This window comes from Opitutus sp. ER46 (assembly GCF_003054705.1).
Classification (GTDB): domain Bacteria; phylum Verrucomicrobiota; class Verrucomicrobiia; order Opitutales; family Opitutaceae; genus ER46.
Genome location: NZ_QAYX01000023.1, coordinates 13,325 through 35,586 on the forward strand (window position 1 = coordinate 13,325; position 22,262 = coordinate 35,586).

General features: G+C 67.7%; 14 protein-coding genes. 13 read left to right on the top strand and 1 reads right to left on the bottom strand.

The features are described from left to right. Positions 1–49 precede the first annotated feature (49 nt). The 13 genes from DB354_RS13040 (at position 50) to DB354_RS13100 (ending at position 20,112) form a co-directional block, all read left to right on the top strand. Positions 50–3,517 (top strand): hypothetical protein, encoded by a 3,468-nt coding sequence (locus DB354_RS13040; RefSeq protein WP_107836082.1) that lies wholly within the window; start codon positions 50–52, stop codon positions 3,515–3,517. 31 nt (positions 3,518–3,548) lie between these two features. Then, positions 3,549–4,955: an MFS transporter gene (locus tag DB354_RS13045; RefSeq protein WP_107836083.1), complete on the top strand. Its 1,407-nt coding sequence runs from the start codon at positions 3,549–3,551 to the stop codon at positions 4,953–4,955. Positions 4,956–5,012: 57 nt separating this feature from the next. Next, positions 5,013–8,201 (top strand): discoidin domain-containing protein, encoded by a 3,189-nt coding sequence (locus tag DB354_RS13050; RefSeq protein WP_107836084.1) that lies wholly within the window; start codon positions 5,013–5,015, stop codon positions 8,199–8,201. Between the two features lie 189 nt (positions 8,202–8,390). Further along, the gene (locus DB354_RS13055; protein WP_158277518.1) at positions 8,391–10,385 is read left to right on the top strand and encodes an immunoglobulin domain-containing protein; all 1,995 of its coding nucleotides are present in this window, start codon (positions 8,391–8,393) and stop codon (positions 10,383–10,385) included. 181 nt (positions 10,386–10,566) lie between these two features. Continuing rightward, positions 10,567–13,545, top strand: a complete 2,979-nt coding sequence (locus tag DB354_RS13060; protein WP_146180237.1) for a TonB-dependent receptor — start codon at positions 10,567–10,569, stop codon at positions 13,543–13,545. A gap of 91 nt (positions 13,546–13,636) precedes the next feature. Further along, positions 13,637–14,584, top strand: a complete 948-nt coding sequence (locus DB354_RS13065) for a glycerophosphodiester phosphodiesterase family protein (protein ID WP_107836087.1) — start codon at positions 13,637–13,639, stop codon at positions 14,582–14,584. Further along, positions 14,581–15,900, top strand: coding sequence for an MFS transporter (locus DB354_RS13070; protein ID WP_199226852.1), 1,320 nt, complete (start codon positions 14,581–14,583; stop codon positions 15,898–15,900). Before DB354_RS13065 ends, DB354_RS13070 begins: the two co-directional genes overlap by 4 nt. Positions 15,901–15,906: 6 nt before the next feature. Continuing rightward, positions 15,907–16,443, top strand: coding sequence for an RNA polymerase sigma factor (locus tag DB354_RS13075; protein ID WP_146180238.1), 537 nt, complete (start codon positions 15,907–15,909; stop codon positions 16,441–16,443). Between the two features lies 1 nt (position 16,444). Next, positions 16,445–17,452 (top strand): FecR domain-containing protein, encoded by a 1,008-nt coding sequence (locus tag DB354_RS13080; protein WP_107836089.1) that lies wholly within the window; start codon positions 16,445–16,447, stop codon positions 17,450–17,452. A 231-nt stretch (positions 17,453–17,683) separates the two neighbouring features. Beyond that, entirely contained in the window at positions 17,684–17,995 is a 312-nt protein-coding gene (locus DB354_RS13085; RefSeq protein ID WP_107836090.1) for a metalloregulator ArsR/SmtB family transcription factor, read from the top strand. Between the two features lie 33 nt (positions 17,996–18,028). Next, on the top strand, positions 18,029–19,060 hold the full coding sequence (locus DB354_RS13090) for a permease (RefSeq protein WP_107836091.1): 1,032 nt from the start codon (positions 18,029–18,031) through the stop codon (positions 19,058–19,060). Between the two features lie 18 nt (positions 19,061–19,078). After that, on the top strand, positions 19,079–19,312 hold the full coding sequence (locus DB354_RS13095; RefSeq protein WP_107836092.1) for a thioredoxin family protein: 234 nt from the start codon (positions 19,079–19,081) through the stop codon (positions 19,310–19,312). A gap of 23 nt (positions 19,313–19,335) precedes the next feature. Further along, positions 19,336–20,112, top strand: a complete 777-nt coding sequence (locus DB354_RS13100; protein WP_107836093.1) for an NAD(P)-binding domain-containing protein — start codon at positions 19,336–19,338, stop codon at positions 20,110–20,112. A gap of 27 nt (positions 20,113–20,139) precedes the next feature. On the opposite strand, the gene DB354_RS13105 is transcribed toward DB354_RS13100, so the two are convergent. After that, the gene (locus DB354_RS13105) at positions 20,140–22,257 is read right to left on the bottom strand and encodes a hypothetical protein (RefSeq protein ID WP_107836094.1); all 2,118 of its coding nucleotides are present in this window, start codon (positions 22,255–22,257) and stop codon (positions 20,140–20,142) included. Positions 22,258–22,262 lie beyond the last annotated feature (5 nt).

Sequence of the window (22,262 nt, forward strand, 5' to 3'; positions counted from 1 at the left end):
CCGGCGGCGGAGTTCCTTGCGCCGCCGGTGGCCCTCTTCTGCCCTTCCGATGGAGCGTTCCTCTTCCGCGTCGTCCCTCTCGTCCGCCTCCGCGTGGCGTGCCCTCCCGGCCGCGGCCGGTTTCGGCCTCGTCGCCGTGCGCAACGCGACCCCGCTGCAGGCCCAGTTCCTGCCGACCGGGGCGCTGTTTGCCCTGCGGCACGGCGCGACGCTCCTCAACCAGTTGATCCCGGGGCCCGCGGAGGACGGGCTGCTCCGGTTGTTTCTCCGCGTTCGTGACGCCGCGGGCGGCGTGGCCGGATCCACTCGCCTCGTCGGCGCGGGCCTGCCGTTCGCGGCCGATGCGCACGCGGCGGCCTGGACCGCCGCTCCGGTTGGCGGCTTCGCCGCGACCACCACTTTCTCGCTGCACCCGCAGCAAACCGCCTGGGCGTGGCGCATTCGGATCACGAACACGGGCCGGAGCCCCGGCACGTGCGACGTGCTCCTGGCCCAGGACCTCGGCCTCGCCGACGAGGGCGCCGTGCGTAACAACGAGGCCTACGTTTCCCAATACATCGACCTGCTGCCGGTGCGGGACGACACGCTCGGCTGGACCGTGCTCGCGCGGCAGAACCAGCCCGCGGCCGGGGGGCGCCATCCGTGGCTGGCCACCGCGTGCCTCAGCGGCGCCGATTCGTACTGCACGGACGGCTGGCAGTTTTTCGGGGCCGATCACCGCCTGACCGGTGAGCCCGCCGCGCTGCGTACGGTGCAACTGCCGTCGGTCCGGGTGCAGTATGAGGCGGCGTTGGCCGGCCTCCAGAGCCGGCCCCTCACGCTCCCGCCCGGCGGGGCGGCCGAGATCGTCTTCGTCGGGCGCTATCTCGAGGATCACCCTGGCGCTTCCGGTCCGGCCGACCTCGACGCGGTCCGCGCGTTGCTGCCCGTCTCCTGGGCCGCCCAGGCCGTCGCGGTCACGCCCGACGCCAAGCCGTCGTCCCTCTTTCTCACCGCGCCGTGGCTGCATGGCCGCGATCCCGTTGCGGCTGATTTGGACCGCCTTTTCCCCCGCGAGCGCCGCCATGTCGAGACTGACGCCCAAGGCGTGGTTCAGTCTTTCTTCACCGGTGCGGACACGCACGTGGTCACGCGCGCCAAGGAGTCCGCCATCGCCCGGCCGCATGGGCATATCCTGCGCTCCGGCGACGGTTCCTGGATCGATGACGCCCAGTTTGGCGTCACCTGCTACGCCGCCGGCATCTTCGCGGCGCAGGCGTACATGGGTAACCCGAGCTTCGGCCGGCTGCTGCCGGTCGTGCGCAGCGCGCTCAATGTCGCGCGGGCGAGTGGCCAGCGCATCTTCGTCCGCCATGACCGCGGCTGGCAGCAGCTCGGCGTGCCCTCTGTCTTCGCCCTGGCTCCCGGTGAGGTGCACTGGGTGTACCTGCTGCCTGATGGCACCGAGCTCGAGGCGGTGGTCTGGTGCCCGCCGGACCAGCCGGCCTCCCTGCTCTCGTTGCGCGTGCTCGCCGGCCCGCCCGTTGAGTTTCTCGTGTCCCACACGCTCGTGGCCGATGCCGTTGAGTTCGATCACGCGCCCTTGGTCGCCTGGCAGCCCGGGCCGGGATGGATCGCGGTGCGCCCTGGCGCCGAGACCCTCGTCGGTACCCACGAGGCATCCCTTGCCTTTGCCATTGCCGCCAGTGATCCCGCCGACGTCGTGCGGTTCACCGGGGATGAGCCGCTCTATGCGACGACGGGCTTCGCGCCCGGACCGTACGCCGTCCTCCAGACCAAGCCGGTGCGCGCCTGTGGCGTGATTCTGCTCGGGTCGCAGGGCGGGCCCGACGCGCTGCCTGCGGCGGTCGCCGCGGCGCGCGCGGAGTTCGCCGCCGGCCACCGGGCCCGGCTTGTCACGGCGAGTCTCCGCCTCCGCCCCCACGCCGATGCCGGGGTGGGGCGCGTGAACGACGTGGTGCCGTGGTTCAACCACAACGCCGCCATTCATTTTTCTGCACCGCACGGACTCGAACAGTGCGGGGGCGCCGCCTGGGGCGTCCGGGACGTCTGCCAGGGCTCGATCGAGTGGCTGCTGACGCTCGGCCGGCACGACGTGGTTCGCCGGACGCTGCTGGCGGTTTTCGCGCAACAATACCGGCCCGGCTCGGGCGAGGTCGCTGGCGCATGGCCGCAGTGGTTCATGCACGACCCGTACCGGCCAATCCAGCAGGCGCACAGCCACGGCGACGTCTGCTTCTGGCCGGTCAAGGCGCTCTGCGATTACGTCGAAGCCAGCAATGATCTCGCGTTCCTCGATCACGCCGTCGGCTATACGGATCCGGCCGGATTCGTGGTGGGTGGTCCCGCCGAATCGTTGTGGCGCCACTGTGATCACGTGATCGACCACTGTGTCGCCCGCTTCCTGCCCGGCACCGCGCTGGTCAATTACGGCGATGGCGACTGGGATGACACGCTCCAGCCCGCCGATCCGAGCCTGCGGACGCGGCTGGTCAGCGCGTGGACGGTCGGGTTGGCCTATCACGCGTTTGGCCAGCTTGCTGAGGTGTGCCGCCGCGCGGGCCATGGCGATCGCGCCGCCCGCCTCCAGGATCTGCTGGTGCGCATGCGGGCCGACTTTAACGCTCGGCTCATGCCGGACGCGATCGTTGCCGGCTTCCTGCTGACCGAGGCCGACGGCTCCTCGCGTCCGTTGCTGCACCCGTCGGATCGCGTGACCGGGATTCGCTACCGCCTCCTGCCGATGACCCGCTCGATTCTCGCGGGCCTGTTCACGCCCGAGCAGGCGCAGCGTCACCTGGCGATCGTCGAACGTGAGTTGCGCTCACCCGACGGGGTGCGGCTGATGAGCGAGCCCGCGGTTTACCACGGCGGTCTCGAGACCCTCTTCAAGCGGGCGAATACCGCCGCCAATGTCGGCCGTGAAATCGGCCTGCAGTACGTGCACGCCCACCTGCGCTATGCCGAGGCCCTTGCGCGCATCGGCGATGCCGATCGGCTTTGGACCGCGCTGCAGGTCGTAAACCCGGTCGGCCTCTCCGAGGTCGTCCCGAATGCGCTGCCGCGGCAGAGCAATGTCTATTTCTCCAGCTCCGACGCCGACTTCCCGGATCGTCTCCAGGCTGCCGCGCGTTGGTCGGAAGTTCGCACCGGGCGCATCGGGGTGAAGGGCGGCTGGCGCCTGTACTCGAGCGGGCCCGGGCTCTACCTCCACAAGCTCCGGACCGGGCTGCTCGGCCTCCGCGAGTCGTACGGCGACCTGGTCTTCGACCCCGTGCTGCCACACCAGCTCGACGGCCTCGTGATCGAGGTGGTCCTCGACGGCCATCCGGTGGAGATTCAGTACCACGTGCGGGCACGCACCTCCGGTCCGACCGCCTTGCGCATCAACGGCCAACTCGTCGCCGACACCCGCCGGGAGGCCAATCCGTATCGGATCGGCGGCCTGGGCGTCAGCCGCGCGGTCATTGCGGACCTGCTCGCGGGCGAGCGAAACCGGATGGAGATCGAACTCTGAGCCCCTCAACCTTCCGCGCCGCCCCCCGCCCATGATCCGCCATCCCGTCCACGTCACGGCGCCCGAGGACCGCGTGCCCACGCGCCAGAAGATTGCCTACGGCCTCGGTGCCGTGGTGACGATCGTGGCCGTCAACTCCGTCGTCCAGCTGACGAACCTCGTGTACATCGTCGGCCTCGGCGTAAGCGCGATCTGGATCGGTTGGGCCCAGGCCTTCCCGCGGCTGTGGGATGCGATCATCGATCCGTTCCTCGGGAACATGTCCGACAACGCGCGCACGCGCTACGGGCGCCGGATTCCGTTCCTCGTCGTGGGCGGCGTGCTGATCGGCATTGCGTTTGCGCTGCTGTGGACGGTGCCGCGGGACTGGAGCAAGGAGTGGATGTTCGGCTACTTCGTCGTGACGTCGCTCTTCTTCTACACGGTGGTCCCAATCTACGCCATTCCCCACGGGGCGCTGGGGATGGAGATGACCGACGATTACCACGAGAAGACCACGATCTTCGCGTACGCCAGTTTCATCGGGAACGTCGGCGCGCTCACGCTGCCGTGGGTGTACTTTCTGGCCAACCGGCCGGTCTTTCACGGCGACACCGTCAACGGCATCAAATGGGTCTGCCTGGGCATGGCGGTGATCCTGACCGCGGCGGCGCTGGCGTGCGCCTTCATCTGCAAGGAGGGCAAGCTGAAGCAGGCCAGCACCCAGCCCCGCATCCCGATCCTCCAGGGCTTCAAGACCACCTACCGCAACCGGACGTTCGTGCGCCTGGTCTCCGCCTTCGTGCTCCTCATCGTGGCCTTCCAGCTGGTGATGGGGTTCAATAACTACATCACGATTTTCTACATCTTCGGCGGCAACACCGACAACGCCTCGAAGATCATGGCCTACAATGGCACGCTCTGGGCGATCGTCGGCATCCTCGGCGCCTTCCCGATGACCTGGCTTTCGAAGCGGTACGGCAAGCGCCACACCGTCATGGCGGCGCTGCTCATCATCGTGGTCGGCAACCTGTCCAAGATTGTCTGCTACAGCCCCACGTATCCGTTCCTCACGCTCATCCCGACCGTCTGCCTTTCGCTGGGCATGGTCATCGCGTTCTCGCTGGTGAACGCGATGATTGCCGACATCTGTGACGAGGACGAACTCGCGAGCGGCTGCCGGCGCGAGGGCATCTATTTTGCCGTGTACAACTGGTGGTGGAAGGTGGCGGTGTCGATCGCCACCGTCCTCAGCGGTTACCTCCAGCGGCTGACGGGCTTCGTCGAGGGCGCGAACGCGCAGAGCGCGGCCACGCTCTTCTGGCTGCGGGCGTGGGAGATTGGCCTGCCGCCGGCGCTCTGCCTGATCAGCGTGTGGCTGATGGTGAAGTATCCGCTGACCGAGGCGCGCGCCTACGAGATCAAGGCGCTGTTGAAGGCCCGCGCACGGTCGGCCTGAACGCGGCCCGCCGCCTGGCGCCGGGCGACCGCCCCGCGCTCCTTGCTTTTCGTTCCCATGATCCTCCGCCGTCTCCTCGCCGCGATCTGCCTCGGGGCGCTCGCCTGTGCCTCCGCCGCCTCCGCCCGCGTCATCGACGACTTCGAAACGCTCGCCGGCTGGCAGGCCTTTCCGTCCCAGGGCGTCAGCGGCGCCATCACCAGTGTGCCCGGACGCGATGGCCGGGCGCTCGCGCTCGATTTCGACCTTCGCGGCGCGCACGGGCACGTCATTGCGCGCAAGGCGGTGTCGCTCGACCTGCCGGCAAACTACCAGTTTCTCTTCGACCTCCAGGCGGACGCGCCGGTGAACAACTTCGAGGTCAAGCTCATCGACGAGCACGACAACGTCTGGTGGCTCAAGCGGCTCGACGTGACGTTTCCGCGCACCTGGACGACCCAGCACCTGCGCAAGCGGCACATCACATTTGCGTGGGGCCCCGCACCGCAGTCCGCGCTGCGCCGGGTCACCGCGATCGAGTTCGTGGTCTCCGCCGGCAGCGGCGGGGTGGGGCGCGTCTGCATCGACAACCTGCGCTTCGAGCCGGTCGCCGCCGCCGCCGCGGCACGCGCAGAGCCGAGGGTGACCACGTCCACGGGACGCGCCGCAACGTCGCCCCGCGTTTCGGCCCGCGGCGCCGTGCTGGAGGATTGGTCGGTCGCAGGCGGTCGCGATGAGGCGTGGCTGGAGCTCGACTTCGGCTACGAGCGCGAACTTGGCGGGCTGGTGCTCGACTGGGCGCCCGGCGCGGCGGCCTCCGCGTACGAGGTGCAACTTGCGGACGCCCGGGGCGAGTGGCAGACCGTCGGCCGGGTTCGTCAGGGTAACGGCGGCCGCGACTACCTCTTCCTGCACGAGCAACAGGGCCACCGCCTCCGGCTCCGGTTGCCTGCCGGGACGGCCCCCTCGGCTGTGCGGCTGGCGCGACTCGAGGTCAAGGGGCCCGAGTTCGGCGCCAGCGAGAATGCGTTCTTCCAGGCCGTCGCGGCCGCGGAGCCGCGCGGCTCCTATCCCCGGTATTACGTGCCCGAGCAGGCCTACTGGACCGTGGTCGGCAGCCCGGTGGATGACGTCGAAGGTTTGCTCAACGAGCACGGTGCCATCGAGGTCGCGCAGATGGGCTACACCATCGAACCGTTCCTTTACCTCGATGGCCGCCTCATCACGTGGGCGGACGTCACGTCGCAGGTTTCATTGGAGAAGGGCTACCTGCCGATCCCGAGCGTCGAATGGCGCAGCGGCGACGTCACCCTGACGATCACCGCGCTCGCCGCCGGACAGGCCGGGGCCGACAGCCGGTTGATCGCGAGCTACCGCGTCACCGCCAACGGCAAGCCGGCGAAGGGCCAGCTCTTCCTGGCGGTGCGTCCCTTCCAGGTGAATCCGCCCTGGCAGAGCCTGTTCCACCCCGCGGGATGGACGCGCCTCGAGCATATCCGCCGGACGTACGGGGTCATCCGGGTGAACGAACGCGCGCTCGTGCCGCTGGAGTCCCCGGATGCCTTTGGCGCCACGCCGTTCGAGGCCGGGGAGATCACCGAGCACTTGCGGCACGGCGCGGTGCCGGCGGCGACCGAGGCCGAGGACCCGTTGGGCTTCGCTTCGGCCGCGCTCGCCTACGAGTTCAACCTGCCCGCGGGCGGCACGCGCGAGGTGCATGTTGTATCGCCCTTCCATGCCGACGCGCCGCTGCCCCGCGCACCGGTCCCTGCGGCCGAGGCGGCGGCGTATGTCCAGCAGGCGCACGCGGCGACGCGTCGCACGTGGGAGGGTTTGCTCGACCGGTTTCAGGTGACGTTGCCGCCGGCGGCGCAGCCCGTCATCGACACGCTGAAGTCGAACCTGGCGTACATTTTCATCAATCAGGATGGCCCGCGCATTCAGCCCGGGTCCCGGAACTACCAGCGCTCTTGGATCCGCGACGGCTCGCTGACCTCCACCGCGTTGCTGGAACTTGGCCTCACCGACGAGGTACGGGCGTTCGCCGACTGGTATGCGCCGTACCAGTTTCCCGATGGCAAGGTGCCCTGCGTCGTCGACGCCCGCGGGGCGGATCCGACCGACGAGCACGACAGCCATGGGCAGCTGATCTATCTGTTCATGCAGGTGTATCAATTCTCCCACGACGCCGCCTGGCTGCGGCAGCAGTGGCCGCATGTGGTGAAGACGGTCGGGTACATTCGCAGCCTGCGCGCCAAGCGGATGACGCCGGAATATCGCGATGGCCCGCCGGAGAAGCGCGTGCTCTACGGTCTCGTGCCGGAATCGATCAGCCACGAGGGCTACAGCGCCAAGCCCATGCATTCCTACTGGGACGACTTCTTCATCCTGCGCGGGCTCAAGGACGCGGTCAGCATCGCCGAGGTCCTGGGCGAGCACGCGGCCGCATCGGACTTTGCGCGTGAGCGCGACGCCTTCGCGCGGGACCTGTATGCGTCGATCGACCTCGCGATGACGCTGAAGCAAATCGACTTCATTCCCGGCTGCGCGGAACTCGGCGACTTCGACGCGACGTCCACGACGATCGCGCTTGCCCCGGGTTACGAACTGGGCCGGCTGCCCGAGCCCGCGCTGCACCGCACGTTCGATCGCTACTTCGAGCGTTTCGTGCAGCGCCGCGACGGCACGCTGCCCTGGGTCGACTTCACCCCCTATGAGAACCGCGTGATCGGCTCGTATGTGTACCTCGGGCAAAAGGACCGCGCGAAGGCCGCCCTCGACTTCTTCATGGCCCAACGCCGGCCCGCCGCCTGGAACCACTGGGCCGAGGTCGTCTTTCGCGAGCCGCGGACGCCCCGCATGATCGGTGACATGCCGCACACCTGGTGCGGGTCGGACTTCATCCGTTCAGTCCGGGCGATGTTCGTGTATGAGCGAGAGCAGGACCAGGCACTGGTGCTGGCGGCCGGCGTGCCTGACGAATGGGTGCTCGATCCGGTGGGCGTGACGGTGAAGCGCCTGCCGACCTACTACGGCCCGCTCGACTACGCCCTGCGCAGCGAGTCGAGCGCCGAAGGTGTCGTCGTGAGGATGATCGTGGGCGGAGACCTCAAGGCCCCGCCTGGCGGCGTGGTCATTCCCGCGCCGCTGGCCGGTGAAATCGCCGCGGTATCCGGCGACGCCCGGCTCCGCGTCGAGGGCGCCACCGAATTGGTCCTGACCAAGCTCCCCGCCGCCTTCACCGTCCGCTTCTCCCGGCCGCGCTAGGCGGGCAGCCCGCGCTCGAGTGCGGGTCTCCAGAATCAGGTGACTTGGTCTCGGGGAATTGACATTCGCCAAAGGTCTGGGCTGCGTGGGCGGCACCGCGTCTCGGCGCGACCCCCAACTATGAATAGCAGTTTCTCTCCCTGGAGCTCCGGCGCGATGCGGGCTCCGACCCGTTGTCGCCACCTGCTCATGCTTGTCGCGTTGGCCCTGGCGCTGGCGCTGCCGGCGGCACGGGCCGCCGCGAGTTGGACGTTTGGCACGACAGGGCTCGCGAACGTGAACTCCGCGCGCTCCGTTGCTTTCGGCAATGGCCGGTTCGTCGCGACGTTGGAAGGCGCCAATGGATGTCCGGCGCTGGCGTGGAGTGTTGATGGCGTCACGTGGAACGCGGCGGGCGCCGGGCTGGCCACGCAGGGTACGGTCGTGTTTACGGCGGGATCGTTCTACCTGGCATCGAATAACGCCATGTGGCGGAGCCAGGACGGCGTGGCGTGGGAACGGCTGTACACCGATTCGGTGTCGGTGAATCACGTGGCCACCGACGGTCGTTCGATGCTGGTCAGCAACTCCCAAAGCCGCCCGTCGCTGCTGTTCTCGCCTGACCTGGTGACGTGGCGCGAGACGACTGCGCTGCCCAATGCCTCGGCGACGACGGGTGCCTACGTGCAGGATCTGGTCTATTTCGCGGGCCGGTACTACGCCCTCTACCTCGTTCAGCAGCCCGACCACAGCCTCCGCTCGTACACCGCGTCGACGGTCGACGGTACGGAGTGGGCCGATGTCCCCGCGCTGGCGAAGGCCCTGTACCTGGCGTCCAGTGGCGGTCGGTTGATCGCCCGGATGTCGGGGAATGGAAACCCGGTCACGACCACCACTGATGGCGTCACCTTCACCACCGCCCCGATTCCCGGCGGCTCCAATATCGGCGCACTTGGCTACGCGGGCGGGCGATTCTTCGATTGCACGAGCCTGCTGACGTCAATCGATGGCTCCGCCTGGGGGCCGCTCACGACGGGCACTCCGGGCGCCAACATCGACCTTTGGGACGTGGCGTACGGCAACGGCCGGTATGTGGTCGTCGGCGAGGTGATTGCCTCGCTGGCTGCCAGCGCGCCGCCGCTGTTCGCCACGCTGCCCCAGGATCAGACGGTGGTGGTCGGCACCGCGGTGACCTTCTCCGTCACGATCGAGAATCCCGATGTCTCGACCACCTTCCAGTGGCGGCGAAACGGCTTGGCGATCCCGGGGGCCACGAGCCCGACCCTGCAGCTTCCGGCCGTATCCCTCGCTGACGCGGGGCAGATTTCCTGCGAGGCACGCAACGCGATTGGCGCTTCGCTCAGCACGCCAGCGACCCTCACCGTGGTCCCGGTCACCGAGGGCGGACGGATCGTGAACTTGTCTGTGCTCACCAGCCTCGAGTCCGAGGACTTCTTCACCATGGGCTTCGCGGTCAATGGCAGCGGGGACAAGCCCGTGCTCGTGCGCGCGGCGGGTCCGTCCCTCACGCTTCTCGGCGTGGGGGTCGTGAACGCAGATCCGCGCGTGGAGCTTTACGCCGAATCGACCAAGACGGCGGAGAACGACAATTGGGGTGGGAGCACGGCGCTCATGCAGGCGTTCAATCGTGTCAGCGCGTTCGGTTTTATTAGCGGGACGTCGGCGGATGCCGCGCTCGTGAGTTCAAAGCCGCTGGCCAACTTGAACAGCGTCCGAGTTTACGGCGCCAAAGGGACCCATGGAATGGTCCTCGCCGAAGTGTACGACCTGACCATGGCCGACCAGATCACGGTCAACACGCCGCGGCTCTGCAATGTGTCCGTCCTGAAGTCCGTCGCGGCGGGCGAGGTCTTGACCGCCGGCTTCAGCCTGGGCGGGCGCACGGCGAAGACCCTGCTTATCCGCGCGGCTGGCCCGAGTCTGACGCAACTCAACCAGACCGACGTGCTGCCGAACCCCGTGTTGAACCTGTTTCGTCTCGGTGCGTCCACCCCGATGGCCACGAACGACGACTGGGACGCGGCGCTGAAAACCGCCTTCGAGCGCGTCAGCGCGTTCGGTTTCATCGCCGGATCCAAGGACGCCGCGCTCCTCGTGACGCTTCCTCCGGGTGGGTATGCCGTGCAGGCCACCGGCGGCTCCGGTGCCGGCAAGCTCCTCGTCGAGATCTACGAGGTACCGTGAGCGGCCGGTTTGGCTGAGGCATGCGCCGCGGCGGGCGGCGGCGCCCGCAGGTGGGCGGTGAGCGCGGCCGCGGCGATGTCCGATTTGCGAGACATTGGCGTTCGTGGGGCCAGGCGAAAATCTGCAGACACTTTTAGTGTCCCGGGCTACGGCTCCCGTCTTAGGGGTACATCCAGACATCATGCCCCCTGACTTCACCCCACGTAGATGCGCCTGGTTGGCGCGAGCGTTCCTGTTGACGGCCTGCCTGCTGCTGCCGGTGCACGCCCTTTTCGCGCAGGCGGCGCGGCGAACCTTCGATGTGCCGGCCGGCGACGCCGCTTCGACGCTGCCCAAGGCCGCCCAGCAGGCCGGCGCCGAGATTGTCTTTCCGGCCAACGTCGTCGTGGGCGTGAAGACCCCGGCGCTCAAGGGGGAGTATTCGGTCGCGGCCGCCTTCGAGCTGCTGCTCGCGGGATCAGACCTCGTGGCCATCATCGACCCGGCCACCGGCGCCGTCGCCATCCAGCGGAAGGAATCGAAACCAAAAAAAGCGGTGGTGCCTGAGAGCCGCGGCGCCTCTCGGGCACCGCAGACTCCGGATTCCGCCGACGCCTCCACCGTCGTGCTGGACCAGTACGTGGTGAGCGGGACCACGCTGTCACTGCGCCGCGCCATCGCCGAGAAGCGCGGCGAAGAGGTGATCGCCGACGTGATTTCGGCGGACGAGATCGGCTCCATCCCGGACTTTGGCCTCGGTGAGGCCCTCGAGCGCCTGCCCGGCGTCTCCATGATCATCAACAACGGCCGGGGCGAGTCGCAGTTCGCCACGCTCCGCGGCCTCAACTCGGACTACAACTCGATCTACATCGATGGCATGCACCTGCCCTCAACCGAGGCCAGCCGCCGCAATGTCTCGCTCGACATCATCCCGTCGTCGCTCGCGAAAGGGATCAGCTACTACAAGACGTACACGCCCGACACCGGCGGTGACGCGATCGGCGGCGTGGTGAATCTCCGCACGCGCAGCGCGTTCGACAACTCCGGCTTCTACCTGTCGGCCCGCGGCAACTACGGCTACTACGAGAACCGCCGGAACTTCAAACGCTTCACCCCCTCCGGGCAGTTCGAGCTGACCACCAGCGACATCTTCGGCAAACGCGACCAGCACGGCCTGGTCGTCTCCGCCAGCATCTTCCGCCGCGACTCGTCGACCATCCTCGCCTCGACCGACACGTTCACGTTTTGGGACGCGACGGGCGCCCAGTATTCCACCGCGATCGGCAACTCGACCGGCGCCACGCCGGTGCCGAGTCGCCGCAGCTGGTACTCCTATGACAACGTGCGCGCCCGCTACGGCCTGTTCGCCAAGTACGAGTACCGCCCGATCAGCACGGCGACCCTGCATGTCACCAGCGGGTTCTTCCAGCACACCAATGACGAGCAGCGCATCTTCAATACCCTGATCCGCAACACCGGCACGGCCGGAAAACCGGCCATCACCGGCCCGACCACGGGCATCGTCAACAGCGCCAATGCCGAGGTGAACCGGTACGACTACTTTCAGGACCGGCGCATCATGTACGGGGAGATCGGCTTCAAGGCCGAGCCGTCGCCCGACCGCGAGTTCAGCGCGGCGGTCAACTACGGCGTGGGCAACTACCGCCAGGATGCCGACGACGACATCTTTCGCGCGTCCAACTCCGCCAGCCTTGCGTACACCTTCCAGACCAACTTCGGCGCGCCGGTGCAGTTCACGCCGCTGAATCCAGCGTACTACTACAACCCGGCCAACTACCGGCACTACGAGCACGCCTGGTACGACTATGAGTCGAACGAGCAGGTGATCTCCCTCGACTCGCACTACGGCTACAACGCCACCCCGGATGCCCGCGGCTGGGGCTACAAGGGCGGCGCGAGCTACCGGTTCATGGATCGCACGTACGATTACCGCATCACGCGCTACCGGCCCACCGCCAAGACGCTCACCCTGGCCGATGCCCTCGATGCGCGGACGATCTATCCGTACAGCGACCCCGACACGTATCTGCTCAATGTGGACATGGACAAGGCGCGGAAGATGTTCGCCGCGAACCCGTCCCTGTACCCGCTGTATTCGGGCAACCTCGGCGACAACCTCGAGGCCGACTACGACCTCACCGAGGGCGTTGCGAGCGCGTACGCGATGGGCTCCTACCGCACCGACCGGTTCGTCGGCCTCGCGGGTGTCCGCTGGGAGCAGACCCGGCTCGAGACCGGCTCCTGGGCCACCAAGAGCTCCGATGCCGGCACGTACTACGTCTGGGAAAAACAGCGCAGCCACTACGACAGCGTCCTGCCTTCGATCAACCTGAGCTACAACGTCACCAACAAGCTCCGGTTGCGGGCCGCCGCCAGCCGCTCCATCAGCCGCCCGGCCTTCGGCGACCTTGCCTCGCGCACCGTCGTCAACGACCAGAGCAGCGATGGCTACATCACCATCAGCAAGGGCAACCCCGATCTGAAGCCCCGCGAATCCGACAATTTCGATCTCTCGGCCGAGTGGTACTTCTCGAAGGATTCGATGATCTCCGCCGCGGTCTGCCGGAAGAACGTCAGCAACGAGATCGTTTCCGTGACCTCGAAGAGCGCGGCGACGGTCGACGGCGTAGATGTAATCACCAGCACGACGACGCCGCGCAACCTCGACGACGCCCGCATCGACGGCCTCGAACTCGGTTTCACCGATACCAAGCTGGATTTCCTGCCCCGGGCGCTCCGCGGCTTCGGCATTGGCGCCAACGTGACCTGGCTGAACATCGACACTTCGACGATCGAGATGGACGACGGCACGCGCCGGAAGCTGCCCAGCCTCCTCGAGTCGTGCAAATACACTCTGAACATCACCCTGATGTACGAGTACAAGCGCTGGAGCGCGCAGGTGAGCTACAAGCACACCGATCCGATGCTCTGGGCGATCGACACGAGTGATGCCTTCGAGGACCGCTTCTACCGCGCGAATGACGTCTACGACGCGCAGATCCGGTACCGCTTCAACCGCCGCTGGTCGTTCACGCTCCAGGCGAAAAACCTGACCAACAACCGGCCGACGCGCGTCCTCGGCTACAACCAGGAATACAACCGCGAGGAACTGGACAACGGTCGCTCCTGGTTCATCGGCGCCACGTACAGCTTCCGTTGACCGGCAAACGGACCGGGTGGCGTGACCACGGCACCCGGCACTCGCGCCTTGAGCCGCGTATCCGTTTTGCGTCATCTTCGTCTCCCGCTTCATGCATCGTCGACACCTCCTCCTGCTGGCTGGGCTCGCGCTGGTTGGCTCCCTCTTCGCTGCGACGCCGGTTCCGGTGGCCGCCGTCGCCCCGGCCGGGTCCCGCGCCGAGGAGTTGCGTGCGGTCCTGTACGACGCCCGCTCCCCCCGCGTGCTGGTGGTGTCGCACCGTGGTGACTGGCGCGGTTTCCCCGAAAACTCCGTCCCGGCGATCCGCAGCGCGATCAAGCTGGGGGTCGACATCATCGAGATCGACATCGCGCGCACCAAGGACGGCGAGTTCGTCCTGATGCATGATCGCACGCTGGACCGTACGACAACCGGCAAGGGCAAGGTGGCGGATTACACGCTGGCCGAGATCCGCGCGCTGAAGTTGCGCAACGGCTGCGGCATCGAGACACCCTACGGCGTCCCCACGCTCGAGGAGGCGCTGCTCGCGGTGAAGGACCGCGTGCTGCTGAACATCGACAAGGGCTTCGAGTGGGGGAATGAGATCCTCCCGCTGCTGGAGAAGACCGGCACCGCCCGCCAGGTCGTGATCAAGGCGTACGGCACGCCGGCGGAAAAGGTCCTTGCGGCGCACCCCGCCGTCCTCGACCAGGCGGTGTTCATGCCGATCATCACCTTTGGCAAGAAGCTCGACGCCGCCGCGGTGGTCGCGATCGCCGAGGGGCACCTGCGGCTGATCAAGGCTCCCGCGATGGAGATTGTTTTTCCGGAATGGAACCCGGCGGTGGCCGGACTCTACGCGGCGTGCAAGACGAACGGCGTGCGGATCTGGGCCAACGTGCTCTGGTCGGGCATGTCCGGCCCGCGCAGCGACGACCAGGCGCTCGATGACCCCGAGGCTAATTACGGCTGGCTCCTGAAGCAGGGCGCCACGATCATCCAGTCTGACCGCCCGGCGTACCTGATCGATTACCTGCGGCAGAAGGGGCTTCACCCGTGACCACGGCACCCGCGGTCAGCGCGTCTCCGGCCGATGCCCACCTGCGCCGCCTGCGCTGGGCCGTGTTCCTGTCGGGCACGCTGGGCTACAGTCTCTACTACGTCTGCCGGCTGAGCCTCTCGGTGGTGAAGACCCCGCTGGTGCGCGAGGGCGTGCTGACCGAGTCGCAGCTCGGGCTCATCGGCTCGGGGCTCTTCTACGCGTACGCCGCGGGCAAGCTCATCAACGGCTTCCTCGCCGACCGCGCGAACATCACCCGTTTCCTGGCGCTCGGCCTGCTCGGCACGGCGGTCGTCAACCTGGTGCTGGGTTTCAACCCGGGCTTCCTGGCGTTCCTGCTGCTCTGGCTCGCGAGCGGCTGGTGCCAGTCGATGGGTTCGCCGGCGTGCGTGGTCGGCCTCTCGCGCTGGTTCTCGCGGGAACAGCGCGGCACCTATTACGGCCTGTGGAGCGCCAGCCATAACATCGGCGAAGGGCTCACCTTCGTCGCCGTGGCGCTCGTCAGCTCGACGTTTGGCTGGCGCTGGGGCTTCTGGGGCGCGGCCGGGGCCGGCCTGATGGGCGTCGTGATCGTCTGGCTCTTTTTCCACAACCAGCCGCCCGGCGCGCAGCCCACGGTGCAGGCGGCGGATCACACGCGTTTGGCGCCGGAGGAGCGGCGGCGCATCCGCGCGCTGCAATGGAGCGTGGTGAAATCGCCCGAAATCTGGCTTATCGCCGCGGCCAGCGCGTTTATGTACATCGCGCGCTACTCGATCAACAGCTGGGGCGTTTTCTACCTCGAGATGGGGAAGGGCTATGCGCCCGTGCAGGCCGGCTCGATCATCTCCATCAACGCCGTCTGCGGCGTGCTCGGCACCATTGCGTCCGGCTGGGTGACCGACCGCTGGTTCGCGGACAACCGTTTCATGCCGGCCCTGCTCGCCGGGTTGCTCAACGCGGTCTCCCTCGGTGCCTTCCTTGCCATCCCCGGCGGCCACGTCTGGCTCGACGCGGCGTGCATGGTTGGCTTCGGCATCTCGATCGGCGCGCTCATCTGCTTCCTTGGCGGTCTGCTCGCCATCGATTGCGTGCCCAAGGAGGTCGCGGGCGCGGCGCTCGGCACCGTCGGCATTGCCAGCTACATCGGCGCGGGCACGCAGGATGCCGTCAGCGGCTTCCTGATCGAGGGCGGCAAGGTCGCCTCCGGTACCACGACCCACTACGACTTCACCGTCGCCGCCCTCTTCTGGTTCAGCGCTTCCGCGCTGTCGGCCCTGGTCACCGCCATCGTCTGGCGGCGTTCGCGCCGCCGGCAGGCGGCGGCGGCCGCGTGAGTGCCGATGCCTCCAGCCGATCCCGAGATCTCCCGCTGGTTTGCGGAACAGGTGCAGCCGCACGAGGCCGCGCTGCGGGCGTGGCTGCACCACCGCTTCCCCGACGAGACTGAGGTGGATGACGTCGTGCAGGAGGCCTACATTCGCCTGCTTCGGGCCGCCACACCTTGCGCCATCCACTCGCCGAAGGCCTTTCTTTTCGCCGTCGCGCGCAACCTGGCGCTCGATCGGGTGCGCCACCGCCAGTCGCTGCCCACCCAGGGCTTCGTGGATTCCGACCTCTCATCCGTCTTGGATACGAATGAGGACGTCGTCTCCGCCATCAACCGGCAGCAGGAACTCGCGCTCTTGACCACCGCCATCCAGTCGCTGCCCGATCGCTGCCGGCAGATCTTCACGCTCCGGAAGGTCTACGGCTTGTCGCAGCGCGAGATCGCCGACCGGCTGGGTATCTCCGTCAGCACGGTGTCGGCGCAGCTGACAATCGGCTTCAACAAATGCTCGGAGTACATGGCCGAGCGCCTGCGGAAGGAGCGCGACTGACATGAGTGCGGCGTCCTCCAACTCTGAAGACGGCCGGCGCGCCGAGCTTGAGGCGGCCGACTGGGTCGTGCGGCTGGATCGTGGTCTCAGTGGACCGGAACTCGACGAGTATTCGGCGTGGCTCGCGGCCGATCCCAGCCACGGTCAGTGGCTCGCGCGCAAAAAGCGGGAATGGGCATCGCTCGATGTCCTGGCGGACTGGCGGCCGGAACACAGCACGGAGCCGAATCCGGATCTGCTCGCGCGGCCGCGCCGCCGCCGTTGGACCGCGTGGACGCCGCTGGGGCTGGCCGCGGCGTTGGTGCTCGGGGTCTCGCTGTGGTTCGTCACAAACGCCCGTTCGCTGCCGCCTGCCGAAGCCCCGGTGGTCGCGGGGGCCTGTGAACGACGCGTGCTCAAGGACGGTTCGGTGGTGCAGCTGAACCGAGGTGCGGTGCTCGAGGTGGATTATGGCCCCGCGCAGCGGCGGGTCGTGCTGCGGCAGGGCGAGGCGCACTTCCAGGTCGCGAAAGACGCGCACCGCCCGTTCATCGTGCGGGCCGGCGGCGTGCAGGTGCGCGCGGTGGGCACCGCCTTTGACGTGCGGATGGCGACAGCGGACGTCGAGATTCTCGTCACCGAAGGCCGCGTGCAGGTGCAGCCCTCGGCGAAGCGTGATGTGGAGTTGAAGCCTGCACTCGTTTCCGCCGGCGAATGTGCCCGGGTCTCCCTGGCGGAAAGCCGGCCCACGGTGGAGGTGACGTCCGTGACGCCGGAACAAATGGTGCAACGGCTGGGATGGCAGAGCCGATGGATGCATTTTGAGGGCCGCCCGCTCGCCGAGATCGTGGCGGAGTTCAACCGCTTCAACCGCACGCAACTCGTGATCGCCGACGCCGAGCTGAACGGGGTCTCGATCGTGGCGTCGTTTCGCCCGGAAAACGTCGAAGCCTTCGTGCGGCTGCTCGAGCAGACGGCCGGCGTGCGGGCCGAACGGACGGGCGACACCGTCACGCTGCGGCGCCGCTGACGCGCGGCGCACCCAAGCCGGCAGGGACGCGTGGAGTATCCGGACATTATTCCCGAGTATCTGGACATTATCCTGCTAGTCGTTGCGTACGGGGCAGTAATAATTGCAGCCCTCGTCCCCTTCGCGTCCTCAACGGAACGACGTCCGCGTCTCTCCCTCGCCTGCAGGCGTTGCCGGCTGCGGCGGCGGGAGGCTTGACATTTCGCCGAAAGGCGAAATGACTGCCGGGCCATGACGCTCCAGCAACGCACCGCCGTCTTCAAGGCTCTCGGCCATCCCGCGCGCCTCCGCATCGTCGACGCGCTGGGCGAGGGCGAACGCTGCGTCTGCGATCTCGTGGAGGTCGCCGGCCTGGCCTGGTCCACCGTGTCGCGTCATCTCGCAATCCTGAAGGACGCCGGGGTGCTCGTGGATGAGAAGCGCGGCCAGCAGGTGTTCTACCGGCTGCAGCTGGGCTGCGTCGCCGACCTCAATCGCTGCCTCGATGGCAGCGCGCCGAAAGCCACCGGGTCCTGCTGCGCGACGAAGCGCGCCCGGAGCTGATTTTTTTGCCGTTATATTTCGCCGATCATCGAAATGAATCAGCCGCGCCTCTCCCATCGCCCCTTCCTGATCGCCGCCGCCGTGGTGGCCCTCTGGCTGACGGCGTACGTCCTTCTGTCTTCGCTCAGTCGCTGGCTGACCTACGACCTCCTGGCGATCGCGCCGGGCAGTCACCTCGGATCCTCCGTCGAGTTCTTCCTCTACGACACCCCCAAGGTGATGCTCCTGCTTGTGGCGGTGGTCTTCGTTGTCGGCATCATTCGGTCCTTCTTCACCCCGGAGCGCACGCGCGCCTTCCTGGCAGGCCGGCGTGAGCTCAAGGGCAACGTGCTCGCCGCCCTGCTCGGGGTGGTAACTCCCTTCTGCACCTGCTCGGCCGTGCCACTCTTCATCGGCTTCGTCACGGCGGGCGTGCCCCTGGGAGTGACGTTCTCGTTCCTGATCTCGGCGCCCATGGTCAACGAGGTCGCCCTGGTCATGCTCTTCGGTCTCTTCGGCTGGCGCGTCGCGGCGCTCTATCTCGCCACCGGCCTCGTCATCGCGCTGATTGCGGGCTGGGTGATCGGCCGACTCCGGCTCGAGCGCTGGGTGGAGGGCTGGGTATACGAGTCCGCCGCGGGCGCGACGGCTGCCCCTGAGGACGCCATGACGTGGGCGCAGCGGCTGGCCGCCGGGCGGCAGGCGGTGCGCGAGATCGTGGGCAAGGTCTGGCCTTACGTTATCGCTGGCATCGCCGTCGGCGCCGGGATTCATGGCTACGTGCCCGAGAATTTCATGGCGTCCATCATGGGCCGCGACGCCTGGTGGTCGGTGCCCCTGGCGGTCCTTATGGGCGTGCCGATGTACGCGAACGCCGCGGGCATCATTCCGGTGGTGCAGGCGCTGCTCGCGAAAGGCGCGGCGCTCGGCACCGTCCTGGCGTTCATGATGGCGGTCATCGGCCTCTCTCTTCCCGAGGCGATCATCCTCCGCCAGGTGCTCAAACTGCCGCTGATCGCGGTGTTCTTCAGCGTGGTGGCCGCGGGCATCATGCTCGTCGGGTTCCTGTTCAACGCGGTGCTGTGACGTCTCCCTTTCTCTCCCATGAAAAACATCGAAATTCTCGGCGGCGGCTGCGCGAAGTGCCAGCAACTGCAGGCTAACACCGAGGCGGCCGCCCAGGCCCTCGGTCTCGAATATCACATCGTAAAGGTCTCCGACCTGCGCGAGATCGCCAAACGCGGCGTCATGTCCACCCCGGGCCTGGTCGTCGACGGTGTCGTCAAGAGCAGCGGCCGGCTGCTCACGCCCGACCAGATCAAGCCCCTGCTGGGCTGAGCCACCCACCGGAGGACCCACGCATGAACAAGCAGACGGTTGGTTTCATCGGCGGTGGCCGCATCGCCCGCATCTTTCTCGCCGGGTGGACGCGCGCCGGAAAAATGCCGGCACACGTGGTCGTGGCCGACCCGAACGCCCAGGCGCTGGCGCAGCTCAAGGCGCGCTATGCCGCGGTCGAGACCACGACCGATCTCGCCGCGGCCGCGGCGCAGGACATCGTTTTCCTCGCCACGCATCCGCCGGCGTTGACCGAAGCCGCCGGCGCGGCCGCCCGTGCCTTGCGGCCCGCCGCGATCCTCGTGTCGCTCGCGCCGAAGTTCACCCTGGCCAAGCTCTCCGCGTTGCTGGGCGGCTTCTCGCGGCTCGCCCGGTCGAACCCGAATGCCGCGTCGGTGGTGGGCTTCGGCATGAACCCGATCGTCTTCGCCCCGGCGCTCGATGCGGCCGACCGGGCTGCAGTCCACGCACTGCTCGCGCCGCTCGGTGAGAGTCCCGAGGTGGCCGAGGAGAAGATCGAGGCGTATGCGGTGTTCACCGCGATGGGCCCGACGTATCTCTGGTTCCAGATGCAGGCGCTGCGCGAGCTGGCCGTCTCGTTCGGACTTGCCCCTGCCGAGGCCGACGTCGCCCTGAAGCGGATGGTCTGCGGTGCGGCGCGCACGCTCGTCGACTCCGGCCTGCCTCCCGCCGAGGTGATGGACCTCGTGCCCGTCAAACCCCTCGCCGAGATGGAACCGCAGGTCCTGGAGCTCTACCGCACGCGCCTCCCCGCGCTCTTCCAGAAGATCAAGCCCTGAAGCGCGCTCGCTTCCCGGCGCTCGACGTCAGGGGCGGGCGCCGGGCGTGAACCACCCGTCGACCCGCGTGCGCAGGTGCTGAAAGCGTTCCAGGCCCTCCGGGGGCACGCCCCAGACCATTTCTCCCTGGTACCGCAGGGTCATGGCGGACATGACCCCGACGGACCAGAGTGTCGCGACAGTCAGGCAAACCAGGGCCAATGCCCGCCAGGGGCGTGCATAGGTCGTCACTGCCGCCGCACCTAGAGCGCCCGCGGTGTAGAGGAACGCGCAGAAGTCTCCGGTGTAGCGTTGGGAGGTCGCGACGGCTGCACACAACGCGACGGTGAACGGGATCGCGGCGAGCCATACGCACAGGACCGCCCATCTCTCAGGTTGGCGGCGCCCGACCAGCGTCAGCCCGAAGACGCCGAAAACCACGAGTCCCGTCATGGTCGCCGTGATCGCGGTCGTCGGCTCGGTGCTGTCCATCTTGGCGGCGTCCCGGCCCAGCTCCGCCTGTCTCACGCCGTAGGCGATCCACGGGAACCGCGGGTCGAACTCCACGCTCGGGTGCAGAAAGTAGGTCGAGAACGTGAACGGGATGTTCACCGCGTGAAACGCCTTGCCATCGATGCGGGCGAGCCGCTCCGCGTGATATTGGATGTGCCGATACAGCGGGCAGCCGTCGAAAGAGCCGAACTTCAGATAGCTCACCGCGTTGAAGCTGAGCACGCCCGCAACGGCTGCCGCGCCGACCAGCAGAAAACGTGCGGTGGCGCGCGGTTGCCGCCGATGCCGGATCAGCAGCACGAGCGCCACCATGCCCAGCAGGGAAAGGGCAAACAGCCCGGGCGGGGGCCGCGCATGCACGGCCAGCACGCCGCAAACGAGTGCACCGATCCAGTGGCGGCGCTCCGGCTCCGCCAGCTGCCGTAAAGAGAACCAGCTCGCAAAGACGGCAAACATCACGCCCCAGGCGATCGCCTCGTGATAGACGTACGCCCGGCTGCTCAGGAAAAACATCGTGCTGCCGAGGCCGACCGACAGGGTGAAGAGCACGGTGAGCATGGGGCCGGCCTGGGCCCCGCGCCTTCGAGTGGCGTGCACGAGCAGCAGATAGGCGCCCACCAGCGACCCGGCATAGGCCGTGAGCAGCGCCGCCCGCGTCAGCAACCCGGGCGGAAAACCGAAGATGGCCGCAGGCAACCGCAGCAATGCCGGAGTGACGCCGAAGTAGCCGTAAACCTTGCCGTCGACCTTGAAGGCTTCGCCACTGAGGGAAACGGCCGGCACGTCCAGGCGACCATCGAGCAGGCTTAGCGCCTGGTAATCGTAGAAAAGCGTGAACGCGTCCTCGTACAGGACCTTGCCGGACCCGCACGTCACAACCCACCAGAATGCCGCGAGACAGGGGACCGCAGTGAGGAGGAACCAGCGGTGTGACGCCGCCGCTCGGCGGAGGCGGGAAACGTCCGCCATCTCCCATGCCCGGGCCGCGCGCCGGATCAGGAGGGTCGTGGCAAGGCCCAGCAGTACGGCCGCAATCAACTGGTGCACCCCGAACCGGAGCCAGCCGGTGAGCCGGTCCACGCGGGTCAGCACGTCGCGCACATTCCCCACCAGCGTGTTACCCTGCGCATCGCGCAGGATCGCATGCGAAACCGGACCGCAGGAGGATCCCCCCACCGGGTTCTCGCTGAACCAAAGCTGGGAGCGCCGGCGCGGATGGGGGGCAATGGCGGTTTCGACCACAGGCGTCCCATCGAAGCTGACGCGTGCGTTGGACTGCGCCGTGTAGGGGTTGCCGGCGACGGCTGCCAGCGCGGGCAGGACGATCTCGAGCTGGTGCCGTTTGCCGGGCTCGATCCGCAATGGTTCCGAAGTTGGTCCGCCTGCTCCCCAGTGGTCGAAACCAAAGGCCACATGCCGGTCGTCGATATGTCTGACGAACAGGAAATCCGCTCCCGAGGGCACGCCGGTGACGATGAGCGGTTCGCTCGTGCCGGGGCACAAGGTCTGAAACTCGATTGTGAGACGCTGGTGGGCCGGAAGGGGCGGGTAGTAATCCCACAGGCAGGCGCAGATGACCGCCGCACAAACCATCAGCCCGGCCACAAGGGAGAACGTCCGCAAGCGGCGCGACGCGGGCAATTGGCCGCTCATGCGCG

What these genes read in the sequence shown, in the direction of transcription:
- DB354_RS13090 (WP_107836091.1), top strand. Translation starts at nt 18,029, where the DNA reads ATGAATCAGCCGCGCCTCTCCCATCGCCCCTTCCTGATCGCCGCCGCC.
- DB354_RS13100 (WP_107836093.1), top strand. Translation starts at nt 19,336, where the DNA reads ATGAACAAGCAGACGGTTGGTTTCATCGGCGGTGGCCGCATCGCCCGC.
- DB354_RS13085 (WP_107836090.1), top strand. Translation starts at nt 17,684, where the DNA reads ATGACGCTCCAGCAACGCACCGCCGTCTTCAAGGCTCTCGGCCATCCC.
- DB354_RS13095 (WP_107836092.1), top strand. Translation starts at nt 19,079, where the DNA reads ATGAAAAACATCGAAATTCTCGGCGGCGGCTGCGCGAAGTGCCAGCAA.
- DB354_RS13075 (WP_146180238.1), top strand. Translation starts at nt 15,907, where the DNA reads ATGCCTCCAGCCGATCCCGAGATCTCCCGCTGGTTTGCGGAACAGGTG.
- DB354_RS13055 (WP_158277518.1), top strand. Translation starts at nt 8,391, where the DNA reads ATGCTTGTCGCGTTGGCCCTGGCGCTGGCGCTGCCGGCGGCACGGGCC.
- DB354_RS13045 (WP_107836083.1), top strand. Translation starts at nt 3,549, where the DNA reads ATGATCCGCCATCCCGTCCACGTCACGGCGCCCGAGGACCGCGTGCCC.
- DB354_RS13080 (WP_107836089.1), top strand. Translation starts at nt 16,445, where the DNA reads ATGAGTGCGGCGTCCTCCAACTCTGAAGACGGCCGGCGCGCCGAGCTT.
- DB354_RS13040 (WP_107836082.1), top strand. Translation starts at nt 50, where the DNA reads ATGGAGCGTTCCTCTTCCGCGTCGTCCCTCTCGTCCGCCTCCGCGTGG.
- DB354_RS13050 (WP_107836084.1), top strand. Translation starts at nt 5,013, where the DNA reads ATGATCCTCCGCCGTCTCCTCGCCGCGATCTGCCTCGGGGCGCTCGCC.
- DB354_RS13065 (WP_107836087.1), top strand. Translation starts at nt 13,637, where the DNA reads ATGCATCGTCGACACCTCCTCCTGCTGGCTGGGCTCGCGCTGGTTGGC.
- DB354_RS13060 (WP_146180237.1), top strand. Translation starts at nt 10,567, where the DNA reads ATGCCCCCTGACTTCACCCCACGTAGATGCGCCTGGTTGGCGCGAGCG.
- DB354_RS13105 (WP_107836094.1), bottom strand. Translation starts at nt 22,257, where the DNA reads ATGAGCGGCCAATTGCCCGCGTCGCGCCGCTTGCGGACGTTCTCCCTT.